The organism is Levilactobacillus mulengensis, from assembly GCF_003946045.1.
In the GTDB taxonomy this organism is placed as follows: domain Bacteria; phylum Bacillota; class Bacilli; order Lactobacillales; family Lactobacillaceae; genus Levilactobacillus; species Levilactobacillus mulengensis.
Genome location: NZ_RHNW01000009.1, coordinates 75,213 through 92,489, shown reverse-complemented (window position 1 = coordinate 92,489; position 17,277 = coordinate 75,213). Strand labels below are relative to the sequence as shown.

10 protein-coding genes are annotated in these 17,277 nt (G+C 49.6%); 1 reads left to right on the top strand and 9 read right to left on the bottom strand.

What is annotated here, in order from left to right; genetic code table 11:
• Positions 1-5 precede the first annotated feature (5 nt).
• Both htpX and EKM84_RS09335 read right to left on the bottom strand, forming a co-directional pair.
• Complete coding sequence (gene htpX, locus EKM84_RS09340) at positions 6-896, bottom strand: zinc metalloprotease HtpX (RefSeq protein WP_125765500.1); 891 nt, start codon at positions 894-896, stop codon at positions 6-8.
• A gap of 8 nt (positions 897-904) precedes the next feature.
• Positions 905-1,480 carry a LemA family protein gene (locus EKM84_RS09335; RefSeq protein WP_125765499.1) on the bottom strand — a complete coding sequence of 192 codons (576 nt, stop codon included), beginning with the start codon at positions 1,478-1,480 and terminating at the stop codon, positions 905-907.
• A 104-nt stretch (positions 1,481-1,584) separates the two neighbouring features.
• Between EKM84_RS09335 and EKM84_RS09330 the strand changes: the two genes are divergently transcribed.
• The gene (locus EKM84_RS09330) at positions 1,585-2,046 is read left to right on the top strand and encodes a low molecular weight protein-tyrosine-phosphatase (protein WP_125765498.1); all 462 of its coding nucleotides are present in this window, start codon (positions 1,585-1,587) and stop codon (positions 2,044-2,046) included.
• Between the two features lie 62 nt (positions 2,047-2,108).
• On the opposite strand, the gene EKM84_RS09325 is transcribed toward EKM84_RS09330, so the two are convergent.
• The 7 genes from EKM84_RS09325 to EKM84_RS09295 form a co-directional block, all read right to left on the bottom strand.
• Positions 2,109-4,412, bottom strand: coding sequence for an L-type lectin family protein (locus tag EKM84_RS09325; RefSeq protein WP_125765497.1), 2,304 nt, complete (start codon positions 4,410-4,412; stop codon positions 2,109-2,111).
• Between the two features lie 376 nt (positions 4,413-4,788).
• Positions 4,789-7,005, bottom strand: a complete 2,217-nt coding sequence (locus EKM84_RS09320) for an L-type lectin family protein (RefSeq protein ID WP_125765496.1) — start codon at positions 7,003-7,005, stop codon at positions 4,789-4,791.
• Positions 7,006-7,417: 412 nt separating this feature from the next.
• On the bottom strand, positions 7,418-9,724 hold the full coding sequence (locus EKM84_RS09315) for an L-type lectin family protein (protein ID WP_125765495.1): 2,307 nt from the start codon (positions 9,722-9,724) through the stop codon (positions 7,418-7,420).
• Positions 9,725-10,162: 438 nt separating this feature from the next.
• The gene (locus tag EKM84_RS09310) at positions 10,163-12,523 is read right to left on the bottom strand and encodes a hypothetical protein (RefSeq protein ID WP_125765494.1); all 2,361 of its coding nucleotides are present in this window, start codon (positions 12,521-12,523) and stop codon (positions 10,163-10,165) included.
• A gap of 306 nt (positions 12,524-12,829) precedes the next feature.
• A complete protein-coding gene (locus EKM84_RS09305; RefSeq protein WP_125765493.1) occupies positions 12,830-15,049 on the bottom strand; it encodes a hypothetical protein in 2,220 nt (739 codons plus the stop codon).
• Positions 15,050-15,400: 351 nt separating this feature from the next.
• Positions 15,401-16,462, bottom strand: coding sequence for a DUF916 and DUF3324 domain-containing protein (locus EKM84_RS09300; protein WP_225418180.1), 1,062 nt, complete (start codon positions 16,460-16,462; stop codon positions 15,401-15,403).
• A gap of 93 nt (positions 16,463-16,555) precedes the next feature.
• The gene (locus EKM84_RS09295) at positions 16,556-17,275 is read right to left on the bottom strand and encodes a WxL domain-containing protein (RefSeq protein WP_125765491.1); all 720 of its coding nucleotides are present in this window, start codon (positions 17,273-17,275) and stop codon (positions 16,556-16,558) included.
• Positions 17,276-17,277: the final 2 nt, after the last annotated feature.

The following is a 17,277-nucleotide window of genomic DNA, read 5'->3' as shown; positions in this document are numbered from 1 at the left end:
TATTTTTACATTTTTTCTAACCGGGCAATCCGGGCAGCCATTGGTGGGTGGGTCGCAAACAGATCCGCAAACTTCTGCTTGTGCTTGAAGGGGTCACTGATGTAAAGGGCGGCACTGTTCGGGTCGGCCTCTTTCATCGGTGCGCTATCGTCAATTTTCTCTAAAGCACTAATTAGGCCTTGTGGGTTCCGCGTCAGTTCCACGCTAGAGGCATCAGCCAGATACTCCCGGTTACGCGACAATGCCATCTGGGCAATGCTGGCCGCAAGCGGGGCCAGGATAATCAGGAAGACAGAAATCACCAGTCCAATCACGTTACCGCCTGAGTCGCGGTCATCACGCCGTCGACTGCCACCCCACCAGAACCAGTTACTGGCAAAGTTGACCAGCAAACTGATTGCGGCAGACAGCGCCAGGGCAATGGTTTGCAGGCGAATATCATAGTTCCGAACGTGAGACATCTCGTGGCCAATGACGCCTTCCATTTCCTCACGATTGAGCCGTGAGAGAATGCCGCTGGTCACCGCGACTGCCGCGTGTTGCGGGTCGTTACCGGTAGCAAAGGCATTGGGACTGGCATCATCAATAATGAAGACCCGGGGCATGGGAACCTGCGCCACCATCGCCATGTCCTCAATCAGATGCCACAGCTGTGGTGCCTGACTGACATCCGTAATTTCACGTGCGTGGTTCATACTCATGACCACATTAGTTGACTGACTAATCATAATCAGCATGTACACAACTGCGACAATCGCCGCAATCACGGTCCCGGAAAACCAGCTATTCCAGAAAAGGTAGCCTAAGGCCGCGCCAATCGCTAGGGTCAGCACCCCGAAGCCAAACATGACGTAGCCCGTTCGCCGTTTATTCATGGCAATTTGGTCATACAACATGTTATCGCCTACTTATCTTGGCCAAAGTCATCGAAGTTAACCTTCGGCGCCGTTTTTTCTTCTTCAGGAACTTGCAGGTAGTCGCTCTCTTGGAAACGGTGAACCTTAGCGACAATGTTACTTGGGAAGGATTGAATCTTCACCGTTAAACTAGCCACGGAACTGTTGTACAGCTGCCGGGAGTAAGAAATCTTGTTCTCGGTGTTGGTTAACTCTTCCATTAATTGGGTAAACTGCGTATTAGCTTTCAGGTCTGGGTAATTTTCAGACAAGGCAAATAACGACCGCAACGTCGTCGAAAGTTGATTAGAAACTTCCATTGTTTGTTGGTGATCACCAGCTGGCACTTCGGTCAGTTGGTTCCGCAATGCAACCACCTTTTTTAACGTTGACTGCTCGTAGTTGGCGTAACCCTTGGTTGTCGAAACCAGGTTGGGAATCAAATCATTCCGCCGCTTTAACTGAACGTCAATCTGACTCCATGATTCTTGAACGTGCGTCCGGGTCCGAATCAAGCCGTTATAAGAACTAATGTACCAAACGACCAATAAGACCAGCACGATGACTAAAATAATTGCTACCATATTGTGCACTCCTCCTATTTTTTCTGGTACACTCATCATAACAAACGGTCAAGGCGGACTCCAGCAACTACGCCCGTCTTTACCATTAATTAGGAGGTTACCCCATGCAACACGTTCTGTTTGTTTGCCTTGGCAATATTTGCCGTTCTCCGATGGCCGAAGCTATCTTTAATCAGTTGTTGGTCGACCGCCAGCTCACCGATAAGTTTACGGCTAAGTCGGTGGCCACCAGTCCGGAAGAAGCGGGAAATCATCCCCATCCGGGTGCTCTAAAAACCATGCGCGCTCATGGCTTGGATGCCAGTCAACACCGATCACGCCCCATCACAGACGCCGACTTTGCGTGGGCGGACACCATTATTACCATGGATCACAGCAACCTGTACAACCTACAACGGTTAGCCCCTTCCGCAGAAGACCAGGCCAAAATCAAGTTGTGCTTGGACATCCTACCCGGTCGTGAAGGCGAAGCCATTGACGACCCCTGGTATACGCATAAATTTGAACTGACCTATCAGGAACTGGCTGAAGCCTTGCCTGCCTGGTTAGATACGTTGAACAAATAAGCTGCCTATACCTTGGCCCTGCTTGAATCGTGACTTGATTCAGGTTGGGCTATTTGTGTGCATCAGAGTGCATTCTTTAGTTCCCACGTGATTTGGCCTGAGTATTGGCCCGGGATAGCACTTGAATTCAAGTGTAGTAAGAGTCCACGGGGGCCTTTACAATCACCTGCGATGAGAGTTTCACTTTTGTTTTCAGTTTCGGGCTTAACCTCCTGACTAGTGGCAATGACAATAGACTGTCTAGACAGGTCCTTCCATTGCTCAAGGCCAGACGCCACCACCCCCTGTTGTGTGGCTGGTGCAACATAGGTGAGCTTACCATCTAATGCCTGCGCATTATTTTTAGTCATCAGTGTATCTGAATTTAGCGAAGCCGTTAACTGCCATCCTGGTTTTGGCCCCCCCGTATCAATGACACTAACGTTAAAAGTTTTTTTGGGGTAAATTTTCTCCGACCGACCCTTCAGGACATGCTGAAACGTTAAGTCAGAATCAGCAGACAATTCCAACAACCTTTGCGTAATCGTATACTCCAAAACATTGGTACTATTAATGCCATTAGTATCAGATGCGCTAACCTTTAACTGAGTCGTCTTCGCCTGCAGCTGATCACTTGGTATCTTAAGCGTAAAGTTTCCTTCCTCATCCATCTGTATCTTCGCATCTAAATTAACGTGTAACTTAATTCCGTCCAGTCCAGATAACCGAGAAACTTTTCCAGTTAGCGTAACATCTTTGCCGTCACTCACCATCATGTTCCCGGTAACGCTGTCTCCTGTCCACTGCAAACTGATTGGATCATCGACCGATTTCACCTTGAATCCATTTAAGGTTGCCGTTGTCACCGCATTTTCACCAATAAATTTACTGGTAGTTGCCGGGACGGAAGCCACCTCTCGAGTAAAATCAGCTTGAGCCACTTTTCCTGATAGCACCGCCTGTCCATTCAGTGACAAAGTTGCGCGCTGACTATCCTTGGGTGTTTTACTATTTTCATTGATTGCTTTATACAAGTTCTGCGCCAATTTGGTCTTAATGTCCTGTCCTTTGAGATCGTTCAAACTAAGATCTTCCGTTTGACCATTGGAATATGTGATGACCCCATTCGTAAAGCTCAGATTTTTGGGTAAATCGATGTTGGCCTCCACCTTTCGCCACGGCTCCCAACCACTAGCATAGCTCAAGTCATAATCAAGTTTGACCTGATGCCCTGCTTTTATACTATCATCTGTCTTCACCACACGATTATTATCAGTCGTATCCGTCAGAACCGCCTTAGCATTCACATCTACTAAACCAGGGACCTTTTCAAATACAACTAAATTGCTTTCCCAATTTCCACCAGTTGATCCTGTAAATCCCCAACGAACTTTGTGACTACCTTTAGGATCGATTTTATTTAAATCGATTTTTTTCGTATAAGACTGTTGCTCATCCGGTGTATTCTCACCAGTTTTTGGATCCTTATCATTGAAAGTGTAGGTCATTTCTTTCTTTTCCTGTTTCCAAGATAAAGTCACATGACGCCACTCACCATTTGCCAAAAAACTAGGCTTACCATTCTTATATAAAACACCTTCATGCTTCATCACAGCATAATATCTATTGTCATTTTGCTTAAGTTGATAGGTTTCTGAGCTTCCTGGATAACCCGAAGCGATGTGTGGATATCCTCGTCCAATTGCATGGTGAGCATCTGCTGACTCATCTCCAATCATTGGCTTACCCTCATACCCGCCCTCATCAAAAAAGGAAGCAATCCCCTGGTCCAAATTCGAAGCAATATTGGGAGCTTCAACCTTATTAGAAAAGGTATCAAACTCCAAAGCCCAACTATTTTGAATAGCCCTTGCCGCTATATCTTTAGAGTTAGAAAAAACATTTTTACTATCGTCTCCCCAAACGCCCAAAGTTTCACCAGACGCTGGTTTCAAATCCTTAGTCGTTGAACTGGCCTGTAACCCACGCTCATCATTTTGCATCACAAAAGCCATACCATCTCCTGAATGCATGTTATAGCCACCCTTATCAAAAAACATCCACATGGATGCCGTTTGATCTTCATTCAAACGCATGGCTGCCTCGCCCTTCGTCCAAATTGTTCCCAACTGATCCGGTCCATTGGTTAAATAAACCGCTTGATTCTTTCCATAATCCGTACCAACTAAAGAAGCAGAATTTTCCGGAATGCTGCCAATTTCGAAATAACTACTGATATCAATTCCCTGTGGTGCTTTTTTAACAATTTCCTCCAAGCTAGCATGATCTTGATCACTCCGGCCTTGTGCTCTAGCCTTAATCTCCCAGCCAAAGTTAATCCCCATCAACCCCAAAATAACCCCTAACAAGACGTGTTTTAACAACATGTTAATTCCCCCAATTTAACTCAATCTGCCAAGCTACATAACCGGCTCAGACTACCGCACCCTATCAGTCTGGTTAACACCAGACGTCAATCTCAATTTCAATCGTTACGGTAGTTCTCCGGTCGCAGCCATTAACGTTGCCCACTGATTTTCACCATCAGCGACTTATAACATTTATTATATTATCACCCGTGTAATAATAACTTCATGTACTATCTGAAATTAGTATAGCACATTCATCACCAAAATTAAGTAAAAATGTTGATATAACAATATTTATAAGGGGTTCATGCATAATTTAGTAACTCACTTTTAGCTGGATAAGCATTTCCAACGCAAAAAAGAGCTCAGTCATCCAAGCTCTCACATCAGTCCTCTATTTAACAGCGTCCACAAAACTCCAGGTCACCGTGCCCTGATACCGGCCTTCAGTGGCACCACTACCAACATCTAGCAGCAGACCGCGCCCCTTATCCCAATCCCCCGACACGTTGGTCAGGTCGTTGGCGCTGGTCGTCGTGCGATCCATCAGAACCTGGTTTCCCGCGCTTAAGTTGGCGGCAATTGCCCCATCCTGATACATCAGATTTGCTGGCAACACCGTTCCCGAACCATCCGCGCCAGTCGTAAACGCCGAAGCCGCCGCCTGCAAAGTCCAGTGACTACCGGTTCCCCGGGTGTCACGCACATCGACATCCCAGTCACCGTTAGCCGCCAATTGCTGGTGCTGTCCGGTAAGTGTTCCACTAAACGCAATCGTCGGCGCCACGGCCAATTTCAGTGACCCCTGCATGATGGTATAGCTCACGTCGTTACTATTGTTACCCTTGCTATCGGACGCGTACAGAATCAGCTGGTTGCTCTCCGTCGTCAGTGCCGAACTGGGCACCGTATAGCTAAACGTTCCGCTAGCATCCGTATCTTTCAGCGTAGTCACCGGCAGTGCCTCGCCGTTCAGTTCCCCGTGCAATTTGATATTGCTGTTGGTATCCGCACTCCCGGTCACGTACGCGGTCTTCCCGGTCAGCGTGACCGACTTGCCTGCGGTCACCGACGTTGTGCCAATCGTGTTGCTAGCGCCGTTGGCACTGTCGCCGGTCCACGCCAGGGTCATCGCACTATTGACGGCCTTCACGTTAAACGCATTCACCGTCGCCGAAGTCATCGCGTTATCCCCGACAAAATTACTAGTCGCAACCGGCGTGTTCGTAGTCGTTCCCGCGGTCGCTGGCTTACCCGAACCGTCAACCGGCGCCGCCTTGCCATTCAGCGACAGGGTTGCCGTCGCGTTGGTCTTGGACAAGTTTTGGGTTAGAGCTGTCTTCAGGCTTTGGCCACTGAGGCCGCTTAAGTCCATGGTCTCCTTCTGACCGTTGGCGTAAGTAACCAAACCAGACGTAAAGCTCACGTTCTTAGGTAATTTCAAATTGGCAACCACGTTTTTCCAATCTTCTCGACCACTTGCATAAGTTAAGTTGTAATCAAGTCGTAAGCGGTCACCGGAATTAATCGTCGTGCCACTGGTTACGGTATTACCACTGGTCGTATCCGTTAATTTAGCGGTCGAGTTGGCATCGACCAGGCCAGGGACCTTTTCGAAAATGACCAAGTTCTTTTCAGCATTCCAACCAGTTGATCCCGTGAATCCCCAACGAATCTTCCCCGTATTATGTGGATCAATTTCGGTCATATCTAGTGGTGCGGTCGTAAATGTCTTATATTTTTCGTAACTCGAATTCTGAGGTTCGCCCGTTGTCTGACTCTTATCATTAATGGTGTAGGTTATCGTCTTAGCCATATGATTCCAATGAAGGGTGACGTGATGCCAGAATCCGTCAGCTAATCCGCTATAATTATTGGTTAGAATTCCCGTATGGTTCATCTTAGCGTAATGATAACCTGTCGCGCCCACGTTAACAATCGAATACGTACTAGCCTTCCCAGGATAAGCCGACGCAATATGTGGGTAGGCTCCCGCAATATCGACATCAAAATAACTAGGAATGCCGTCCTTAATCGCATCCGCCATACTCGTATCATCCGTCTTGCCAAACTTGTTCACATACGTATCAAATTCGATTGCCCAACTGTTATGGATGGCTGACTTGGCTAGTTCAGTTGTACTCGTAAAGCCGTTTCCCGTGTCATCTCCCCAAACACCCAGGGTTTCCCCACGGCCTGGTTTGCCACTCGTGTCGACCGAACTGGCACCGAGGCCACGGGTATCATTTTGCATGACAAAGGCCATCCCATCACCAGAACTCGAGTTGCTGCCATCCCCAAAGTACATCCACATCGCCGCTGTTTGATCTTCATTCAAGTTCATTTCAGCCGAATCACTAGTCCAAATGGTGCCCAACTGGCTTGTTTTATCAGTTAATTGGACTGCTTGATTCTCACCATGCTGTGTCTTGGCTAACACGGCTGAGTTATCTGAGGTTGTTCCCGCCTGAAAATAGCTGCCAATCTTGATTCCTTGCGGTGCATTGTTTAATACAGTTGTTAAATCGTCGGCTTGGGCCGAGGTCTCCCACCCCAGGGTCGCTCCCGCCAAGCCAATCACTATCCCCGTTACTAACCGCTTCAACTTCATTCAAGTCACTCCTTAAGCGGAAACTTCCGCCGTACTCCGATACTTGGTCGCCCTAGTCATTAATCGCACAAATAGTTTCAACTGGTGAAAAGATATTGACTTTTCTATCTAAGAAACGCTGATTTAGCAGACTCTTAAGCTTAACCAAGGCTCAAAGTGCTAGTCAGCATTTTAAAGACTCCCCTAGAACAGTCTAGCTATTAACTAATGTGATTATATTCGGTTTGCGGGAGAAACACAACCGGAAAGCAATAAATGTTTCCACCTGCCTAATTAATCCGACAACCATTCGCGGTTTAATAGGATTCCGACACCAGATCATAAAAAAGGGCCTCAGTTTTCACAACTAAGGTCCTCTAAGTGACAACTAATTCAATTTTTTAACGAGCCGGCAACCCGCGAGATGATTGGCCTATGTCGGGGTATCACCCAGCGTCCAAGTGATTGTGCTGAAGTACGTGCCCTCAAGTGCATCGGAATGAACATTCAGGAACAGTCCTTGCGAATCGTTCCAACCATTCGTGATATTTACCACATCGTCATCCGAAGTGGTCGTATGACTTAAAACATCGACTGCCCCACTCATCAGACTACTACTGGTGCCGTCGCTGGTCACGTAAGTCATGTCCGCAGAAAGGCTCCCCCGCAACTTAGAAATGAAGGGGGTCGCACTCGCCGTCAAGGTCCATTGGTCACCGGTACCCTCGGTATCATCAACGGTCACATCCCAATTACTATCAGGCGTCAAGGTCATTTCCGACCCGGACATGCTCTGCGGATCATCACTGTTAAATGAGGACTTCGGGGAAGCTACCAAACTCCGAGACCCCGCCGACAGATTTACCGTCTCACTCACGTCATTAGTCGCATGACCCTTACTGTCCGTTGCGTACAACGTCAGCACGTTATCTTGACCAGCAACTAGTGCGCTGCCTGGGATGGTGTAAGTGAAGGCCCCGGCCGCATCACTGTTACTCAGTGTTTGGGTCTGGCGTTCCTTACCGTTTAAGACTGGGTGCAGGGTCAGACTGCTATTCGGGTCGGCGGTGCCCGTAACGTAGGAAATTTTCCCCGTCACAGCAACGTCCGCCGCCTTGGTCAATCGTTTGCTGGCCGTCGTGTTATCTGAATTAACGCCCTCCCCCGTCAGCGTCATGCTAACAGTGGCGTCATCGTTCTTCTCAACTTTGAAACCCGTGAGACTCGCCTGCGTAATCGCATTCGAGCCGTTAAAGTTGTTGTTCGTCGCGGCCACGGTGGTTTCGCTACTATCGCCGGCCACGGCCTTCCCATTCAATAAAATGGTGGCGCCGTCATTGTCACTAGACAGCTCCTTACTCAAGGCCTCACTAAGGGCTTGCCCGGTACTACTCTGCGTATCCAAGTCCGTCACCGTTTGCGTGTCCCCGTTAGCATAAGTAATCGTCGCGTTGTTAAAGACAATATTACTGGGCAAATTCAGTTTCGCCTGAATGTCCTGCCAGGAATCCCGGCCCCCATTATAATTCAAATTGTACTTGAGGTTCATCCGGTCACCAGCATTCACCGTATCGCTCGCTGACGTGATTTCCTTGTCACTCTGCGTACTGTCCGTTAACTTGGCCGTCGCACTCGCACTGACCAACCCGGGGACCTGTTCAAAGACGACCAGGTTGTTTTCAAAGTTGGACCCGGTCGACCCCGTAAATCCCCAACGAATCTTATTGTCGCTACCTAGATTGAGCTTATTCTTATCCACCGTGACCGTTTGCGACAGGCCCGTCTTAGCGGCCCCGGTATCGGGATCCTTGTCATCAAACGTGTAAGTCATTTGACTACGCGACGCATCCCATTTCAAAGTTAAATGCTTCCAGGTCCCGGTCCCCAGGAGGCTAAAGCCGTTGGTGATCACGCCTTGGTGGTTCAGCACCGCATAAGGATAATTGTACGTCGTGTTCGTTGGCGTCAGATTCAAAAAGCCCCCGTACGTGGTCACGGTCAGGTTCTGCCCCGACAGATCATAGGAAGACTTATCTCCCGGGTAAGCCGAGGCAATATGCATACTATTTTCATTCAAATCAAATTGATTCGCCGAATTAGCTGAATTGGCAAAATAACTATCCCAAGTCTTTTTCTGGTCCGCTGCACTGTCATCCGAGTTTGTGCTTGGCAGGCTTTTGTTGGCATAAGTGTCAAATTCCAATGCCCAACTATTTTGAATCCCGGTCGCGGCCAAGTCCGCAGCGTTCTTATATTTTTCGTTGATGTCATCACCCCAGACACCCAGTGTTTCACCGGTTGCGGGTGTGGGATTCGCTTCATCACTGGTATTAATGGCACTTGCACCAGTTCCGCGATCATCATTTTGCATGACAAACGTCATTCCGTCACCGCTAGACGTAAATGAATCCCCCGTGTACAGCCACATCGAAGCCGTCTGATCTTCGCCCAAATCCATTGCCGCCGCATCGCTGGTCCAAATCGTTCCCAGTTCATTCCCGCCATTCGTCGCATCCGTCAGCTGAACGGCCTGATTTTTTCCATGATCCGTATCTGAGATTTTAGCCGAATTATTGGCGATGGTTCCTCTCTCAAAGTAGCTATCGATAGCAATTCCCTGTGGCGCCGTCCCCAGCGCAGCGGTCACATTTTCCTTAGTCGAAGCGAGTCCGGGCATCGTCTGTAGACCGAGTAATGTTCCGACCGTTAAGATGCCTAACACGACTGCCTTTACTTTCATATTGATCCTCTCCTAGCGCTCGAAAGCCTGCCGGTACTAGTCATCCCAGCAATCTTTCCCACCCCAAACACCACGTTGCGGGCGTTACCGCCTTCAGTGATTTTTCTAAACGTTGTTCCCAGGAACAACCGGTTGCAATTACGATTAAATGAGAACCCGCCGCAACCATTTCGCGTCTGAACAAAAAAGTATTATAGTCGTTTCTCGTCATTAAAGGCAAACTGAACCATAAAACTAGCTTAAAGTCTGTTTAGGCTGCCCAGTGACTAGAGGCAATCGAAATAAAAAAGGACGACCCTAACCTTCCCCCAGTTAGGGCCGTCCAGATTTGAAAACACACTTTTGTTACAACTCAACTTAATTTCGTCGACCAAAAAAGGTGCCAACGCCCGACCTTCATCCCTGAAGGTCAGCCATCGACACCTATCCATCATTCATTTATTGCGGACCCGAAGACAATGTCCAATCAATTGTGCCACTATAGTCACCAACGGCGGCACTACTATTCAAGTCCAGCAGGATTCCGGTATTGGCCGTCCAGTCCGCAGCGATATTGGTCGTCTGTACCTGACCATTAGCCGTACCACTGGCAATCAGAGCAGCATTGCCACTCGACAGCTGGGTCATCCCACCATTCTGATCCTTATAGATGAGGTGACCATCCAACGACTTGCCTGGCGCATTGTCGCTAGTTAATCCGTCCGTCTGCGCCGTTAGCTGCCAACTGGTACCGGCAACCAGGGAACTATCCACGTTCAGTTTCCAGGGTCCGTCAGTCTCGTCACGGGCAATGCCCGTCATGGCCCGTCCAGTCAGCTGAGTCGTATCAAAGGTCAGGTCACCACTGGTGCTCCCAAAGTCCATGGTCCCGCCGGTAACTTTACCCGTGCCACTTCCCTGATAGGTATTGCCGGCAGTTTGCGCAGTCGCACTGACCTGTAAGGTTGAGGTTCCCACCGGTACTTTCGGAATCGTCACCTTAAAGTCGTAGCCACTATTCGTATTGGCCGTCGTGTCTAATTTCACATTATCGCTGGCAATATCAGTGGTCGTGCCATCCGGTGCGGTCAGAACTGCCTTAAGCGTGGTGTCTTGCCCGTTGACTAGCTTATCAGTCGAGGAGATACTGCCGGTCACGGTTCCCGTCGTATTCGCATTCGCTGCCGTAGTCGGCGTCACCGCAACTGTAAATGGGGAAGCCTTGATATCAAATTCCGGTGTCACCGTCTTGGTAATCGCATTATCCCCGACGAAGCTCGCCACCGCCGCGGGTGATTTGACATCCTGATTGGTGGCCGTCCCCTCCAGCGTGATAACTGCCTGCTTAGGAAGATCATCTTTGTTCCCGAGGTCGCGAACGTCTACTGCCAGTTGATTATCACTCTGGGTTGTCAGTGCGAGTGGCGTAATCGAACCGTCTGGATAACTGATCCGCCCACTCGTCCAATTAACATTGGTAGGCAGCCCGAGCTTTCCTTTGATACCGGTCCAATTGGCCCCACCGCCCAGATAATTCAGCGTATATGTGGCCTTAATTTTATCATTGCCATTCACACTCGTCGTCGGGTTTGTGCTGGTAATTGCCGAGTGGGTCGTTTCATCCGTTAAAGCAGACGAAGCACTCGCATCCACCTGTCCAGGGACCTGTTCGAAAGCGACCATACTGGTTTCCGTATCCGTTGCGCCAGTCGTTCCGGTAAGCCCCCAATAGAGTTTCGAATCGCCCCTAGAGACACCTAAACTGCTAAGATTGATTTTCTCTTTCGCAAACGTACCGCTATCCATTTTCTGAGGTGCCCCGGTCGTCAAGTTACGATCGTTAAAGGAATATGTGAGCGTTCCCGTATTCGAATCATCCGTTGGCGCCTGATAATTTAAGGTTAAATGATGCCACTTGGCATCTGACATGAACCGATCGCCAAATTGATCACGCACCAGGCCGTGGTGAACCAACCCATAATAATTATAGGTTCCGTAATTATACTTCGGCTGTTTAATAAAGACTCCAGTCGTGCCCGCATAGTATCGCCCCGTTTGTTGATAGGCGAGATAGGAACTAGATTGTCCGGGGTAGCCCGAAGCAATATGTTCCCCTTTGATAGTCTCATCGACATTATCGTTATCACTACCAGGATTATATCCTGATCCCAAAAACTGCTTTGTCGGCGGATCACCTGCCTCTGTCATTCTCCCCACATCAAACGAATCCGGCGTAGTCTGGTTTACAATCCAATTATTAGCCGGCAATACCTGATCCACACCAGTATCGAATTCCAATGCCCAGCTATTAGGAATTGCCGTATCTGCCAAATCTTGCACGGTCCCATTGACCGTTCTAGGGTCAACACCCCAGACCCCCAGGGATTCACCCAACCCAGAAAAAGCCGTATTACTATTCTTATTCAAGACAAAAGCCATCCCATCACCGGGGGTGGTCCCACTAGTCCCAATATAAAACCACATCGAAGCTTGCTGGTTCTGATACGCGTCAAAAACGGGCTTACTGGTCCAAATAGCTCCCCCCTGATTGGCACTGCCATCCTGCGTCAGCGCCACGGCATCCCCTGTCGCACTGGTCTTGAACGTCGCAGAGTTGCTAATCGAATCCTGGGGACCAATCTTTTGTGGCAAGTTAAAATAGGTGTCGGCCTTAACTTTTAAGCCTTGGGGCGCCGACTTGATCACATCGTCCGGTGATGCATCCAGGGCCTCACCGACAACGGTTCCGTGCCAGAGTCCCCAGCCTAAACTAGCCATAATCACCCCAAAGACCACTAGCCATTTTGCTCGTAAACGCATGCAAAATCCTCCCTCACAATTACGGTGTCCGTGACAATAACCAACGAGCCCCGACGCAAATCCAATTTAAATTCGTCCAGATTAGCAATTTATCCCCCAATATACCTATAGTCATCTTTAGTAACGGAGGAAAACTTACTTCACAGTTAAAATAGCATTATGCAATATTTAACCATCCTAATAAATACAGTATAACATCATCTTTTGCCGAAATTAAGTCATTCATGGCCCCAAACAAAAACCACCACTGATTAGGCTGCTCCCTTTAAGGAGACCTACAGTGATGGTCTTAATCTTGTATTTATCTTAGTGAACCGTGTTCGACAGCGTCCAGGTCACGGTGCCCGAATAAGTGTCCTGCAAGGCATCGCTATGCGTTTTTAACAACAGGCCCGTGTCACTCGACCAACTGTCAACCACGTTCGTCGTGGCACTGCCATCGTCCGCATGCGTCAAAACGGTGGTTGCCGTCGAATTGAGTGTCGTAGCGTTATGGTCAGCATCCACGTACACCAGACTGCCTTTCAGTTGGTTGTCCGGCAGGTTGGCTCCCGTAAATGGGGTGGCACTGGCTTGCAAGGTCCACCCGCTGCCACTGCCCCGCGTATCGTCGATAATCAGGGACCAGTCGTTGCTGCGTTGAATCGTCTGTGCCTGTCCCGTCAAGACCGTCTCCTTAAACGAACTCTTGGGTGACACCTGACCGAAGCCAAAGATGCCCACGTTGATGGTGACGGTCACAGTCGGCGAAGAATCTCCGTAGGCATCCACGACGTACAGGTCCACCGTGTTGGTCCCATTCTTCAACTCGCTCCCTTTGATTGGCAAGCTGAAGGTGCCACTATTCCCGCTAGTCGTAAATTTACTGGTCGTTTCCGCACCGCCATTGATGGCACTGTGCAGGGTAAACAGTCGATCACTCGGCATCGTCCCGGTCAACGTCGCCTTCCCGGTGATGGTCGTCGAATCAGTCGGCGCCATGCTAACGGACGCGTTCGAGGTTAAGTTGAGCGCCATAGTCCCGGTCGTTTGAACGATGCTAAAGCTAGGCAAGTCGGCCGTGGCAATCGCGTTACTCCCCCGGAAGGTACTGGAGCTAGCGTCGACTGACGCATTCACGTTGTCGGCCTGACCACTCAACGTGATGGTCGCGGTTTGCCCACCACTGCCATCGCTGGTATCCCGATTCAACGTTTTCGCCAACGTATAATCCAACTCACGCCCGTTTAAGCCGTCAATCGGAATCGTTGCCGAAGTCCCATCCGCGTAGGCAATGTTGGCCGTGCGTAATGTCACGTTAGCGGGGAGGTTCATCACGGCCTGGATGTTCTTCCAGGCGGCTCGTCCCTCATTATAGGTCAGTTTGTACGTCATCTTCAGGCGGTCCCCACCGGTAATCGCGGTGCCGGTCGTCAGCTGTTGACCGGCCGTCACGTCAGTCATCGACGCTGAGGCGGTCGCATCAACCAGCCCAGGAATTTGCTCAAAGACGACCAGGTTATTTTCATATTTATCACCGGTGGACCCCGTAAAGCCCCACATCGCTGAGGTGGCCGTGGGGTCGCCCTGAGGCGTTAGCTTGGCCGGATCAACTTCATACGCGTTACTTTGCCCAGCTTGGGTAGCGCCAGTCAGCGGATTCTTGTCATTGATCGTGTAGGTCATGAGACCCTTGGTATCGCTACCAGTTGGGGCCGTATAGGCCAAGGTCACGTGATGCCATGAGCCATTGGTCAGCGTGGGGAGATTGGGGACCAGGCCCTGATGCTTGAAGACGGTAAAGTAGGCATCCGTGGCCCCACCATTCATCGAGGCATACCGCTTGGCGTAGGTCCCACTAACGGCCGGATACCCCGCGGCAATATGCTGCTTGGTCGTGCCAGCGTCTAGCCCGGCATTGGCGGTGTAGTAATCAAAGTCGGTCGCGTTAGCTTGGTTGGTATTGATGCTTTGATTATTGATAAACGTATCAAATTCGAGCGCCCAGCTGTCCTGAATGGCCAGCGCGGAAATCTTACTCGTGTTCCCCTGGGTCAGATAGTCGTACGGATAACCCCAAGTCCCGAGCGTTTCTCCTCGGGCCGTCGCACCGGTATCGGTGGTCGCCGTGGCCTTGGTCCCCCGCGGATCATTTTGCATGACAAAGGCCATCCCATCACCCATTTGATTATTCGCCGAATTGTTCCCAAAATACATCCACATCGAAGCCTTTTGGTTCTTGGTCAAATCGATGTCATAATCATTCTTCGCCCAAATTGTCCCTAATTGATTGTGGTCATAGGTCAACCGTACCGCCTGAGTCGGGTCGGTCGAACTCTTGGGCGCCGTCACCGAGGCCGAGTTCGTGCCATTAAAATTCCCCGGCGTGAAGTACTGATCGATGTTCAACCCTTCTGGCATCGTGGACAACGCACTGTCGTAGTCCGCGTCCGTGGTATCTGCGCGCACCGTGTCCGTTTGCCAGGCAACTAACCCCCAAGTCAGCAGCAAGGTTAGCACACTGACAATTTTAACTTTTAGCCGCATAAGCTTACGCCTCCCCCAACTTTGTCCCCAAGTTACGAAACCGGTTTTCGCGTCACGCCAGCCTGTGACTTTTCTGGATTTTCGTGGTAATCAATGCATTTAAACACCGCTAGTCAAATTGATTATCAACTTCAATATCTAATCCTATTATACGATGTTCCACCCACACATTGCGGGCCCTCCCCGTTTTAGGGACGGCTTGTCCCCCATAATTTAGACTTACTCAGTTAAGTAAACTTACAGACATTTCTGTGAATAGATGACGCAACACTCTATTTACTTTTCGACGCAAAAAAACGCCGCCAATCCAACAGCACGGGCTGTCAGGTCGACGACGTTTGCGATTTTCAATTATTTGGTCGTATCCGTCTTGTCAGTCGCAGCATCGTCGTCATCGTGACGGCGGTTCTTCATTAACAAGTAGATAATGATGATCAGCAGCAACAGGATTAAAATCCCACCGGCCACGAACCACCAGAGGTAACTCTTTTGTTGTGGTGTGTTGATCTTATTCTTTAATTGGTTGATTTGGGCCTGGGTGACGTTAAAGTTCTTAACGAAGTGCCAGTGGTAACCACCCTTAGCGTAAGCATCGAGGGTCAACGTGTATTCGCCGGCCTTTAACTGCGTGCTACCCCAAGGAATGGAGTAGTTGAAGTTAGAGTTAGGCGCCATGGACATGTTGCTCTTCTCGTTGCTCAAAACCGTCTTGGTTTCATTGGCCTTGGTGACCTTGGACTTCACCTTTAACTCGCTCATCAGACCCGGACGTGGGTTTTGTAAGTTTGCTTGGATTTGGTTGTAGGAGTTGATCTGACCGGCCTTGACCGCATTAAGCTTCATGTCGGGGGCAACGTCAACGCTGCTTTCCCGTAACCGAACCCCAATGACGTAGGCGAAGGCGTTCTTGATGGTGACACCCTTCTTCGCGCTGGAACTGTCATCGTTGTTCAATTGCTTAACGTAAACGCCCCCAAGGATCATCCCGTCAATCGTCTTGGCAGGCATGGTGTAGGACACGGAGACCTTCTTGGTACTCTTAGCAGGAACGTTGACCTTTTGGGTGCTGTCCTTACTGAAGACATCCTTGATACCGACCTTCAGTGAACTATCCAGGGTTGGATTGGCCTTGCTGTAGTCGATGACCCCGTTGTCGTTGGTAATCGCTTGATTGACCCCAACTTGGAATCGTTTCATGGACTTACTCGTGTTGCGAATCACAATCGTCAATTTTTGCTGTTGCTTAGGCTTGACCCGCAAGGCGAAGTACGTGACCTTCTTGTCGTCCTGGTTCTTTGGCAAAATGGCGCTTACCGAATAGCCCACGCTTTCGGCCTGAGCAGTCTGTTGATACCAGCCAAACGCCATCAGTAACGTCCCTAATGTTACTAAAATCTTTAGCCAACGTTTCATGTTTCTCCCAACCTCCATAAAAACTCAACTTTATGTTCATTGTAACAAAGAATGCGGTAGCTGTCGCCACCGCATTCACTATCTTTACCATTTTTAATGTAGTGAGTCAGTCAGGGTCCACGTCAACACACCTGTATAGGTCTGCGTCTCGGAGACGTGACTGCCGTTTACTAACAATTTAGTTGGTGCAGTGGTGTCGTAGTTCAAGCGATAGATCCAGGTCCCCAGTCCAGTACCAGCATCGGCCTGACCGACCTTGGCCATCTCACCCAGGGGTAACCGGGTCGTGCTGGCCGTCGTGACGTGTGGGTACTGACTAACGGTCGCGCCGGAAGCCAGAAACTTGGTCGCACCCATTTCAACTGAGGCACCGTCACCATAGATTTTCTGGTTATCCGATTGCCCTGTCAAAACACTCGGCGTCAGCATCAATTGCCACCCATCACCGGTGTACCGCCGATCACTGACCTGCACAAAGGCCCGATTATTGGTAGCCGTGGCAGTAATTAAACCGTCCGCATAACTATTTTCATCAAACACCAGGTTCGACGCATAATCAATGGTCAAATCTCCGGTCGACCCGGTCCCTTTATTGTCAGGATCAAGGTTATCGCCCGGAAATTCGCCGCCAGACCCGTCTGGATCTTTGGGGCTAACCGGCTTAGAGGTATCGCCACCTACTAAAGTCACTTTAGCAGTCGTCGATAGATCTCCGCCACCGCTTCTAGCGTTAGCTTGAGCTGTCGCTGTTGCACTCATGGTGAACGTTGCGAGGGCTAACGAAGCCACTACAACCGATGTCCATCTAGTCACTG

Coding starts and splice junctions, on each gene's coding strand:
- EKM84_RS09300 (WP_225418180.1), bottom strand. CDS start 16,462: ATGAAACGTTGGCTAAAGATTTTAGTAACATTAGGGACGTTACTGATG.
- EKM84_RS09320 (WP_125765496.1), bottom strand. CDS start 7,005: ATGAAGTTGAAGCGGTTAGTAACGGGGATAGTGATTGGCTTGGCGGGA.
- EKM84_RS09330 (WP_125765498.1), top strand. CDS start 1,585: ATGCAACACGTTCTGTTTGTTTGCCTTGGCAATATTTGCCGTTCTCCG.
- EKM84_RS09310 (WP_125765494.1), bottom strand. CDS start 12,523: ATGCGTTTACGAGCAAAATGGCTAGTGGTCTTTGGGGTGATTATGGCT.
- EKM84_RS09335 (WP_125765499.1), bottom strand. CDS start 1,480: ATGGTAGCAATTATTTTAGTCATCGTGCTGGTCTTATTGGTCGTTTGG.
- EKM84_RS09305 (WP_125765493.1), bottom strand. CDS start 15,049: ATGCGGCTAAAAGTTAAAATTGTCAGTGTGCTAACCTTGCTGCTGACT.
- htpX (WP_125765500.1), bottom strand. CDS start 896: ATGTTGTATGACCAAATTGCCATGAATAAACGGCGAACGGGCTACGTC.
- EKM84_RS09315 (WP_125765495.1), bottom strand. CDS start 9,724: ATGAAAGTAAAGGCAGTCGTGTTAGGCATCTTAACGGTCGGAACATTA.
- EKM84_RS09325 (WP_125765497.1), bottom strand. CDS start 4,412: ATGTTGTTAAAACACGTCTTGTTAGGGGTTATTTTGGGGTTGATGGGG.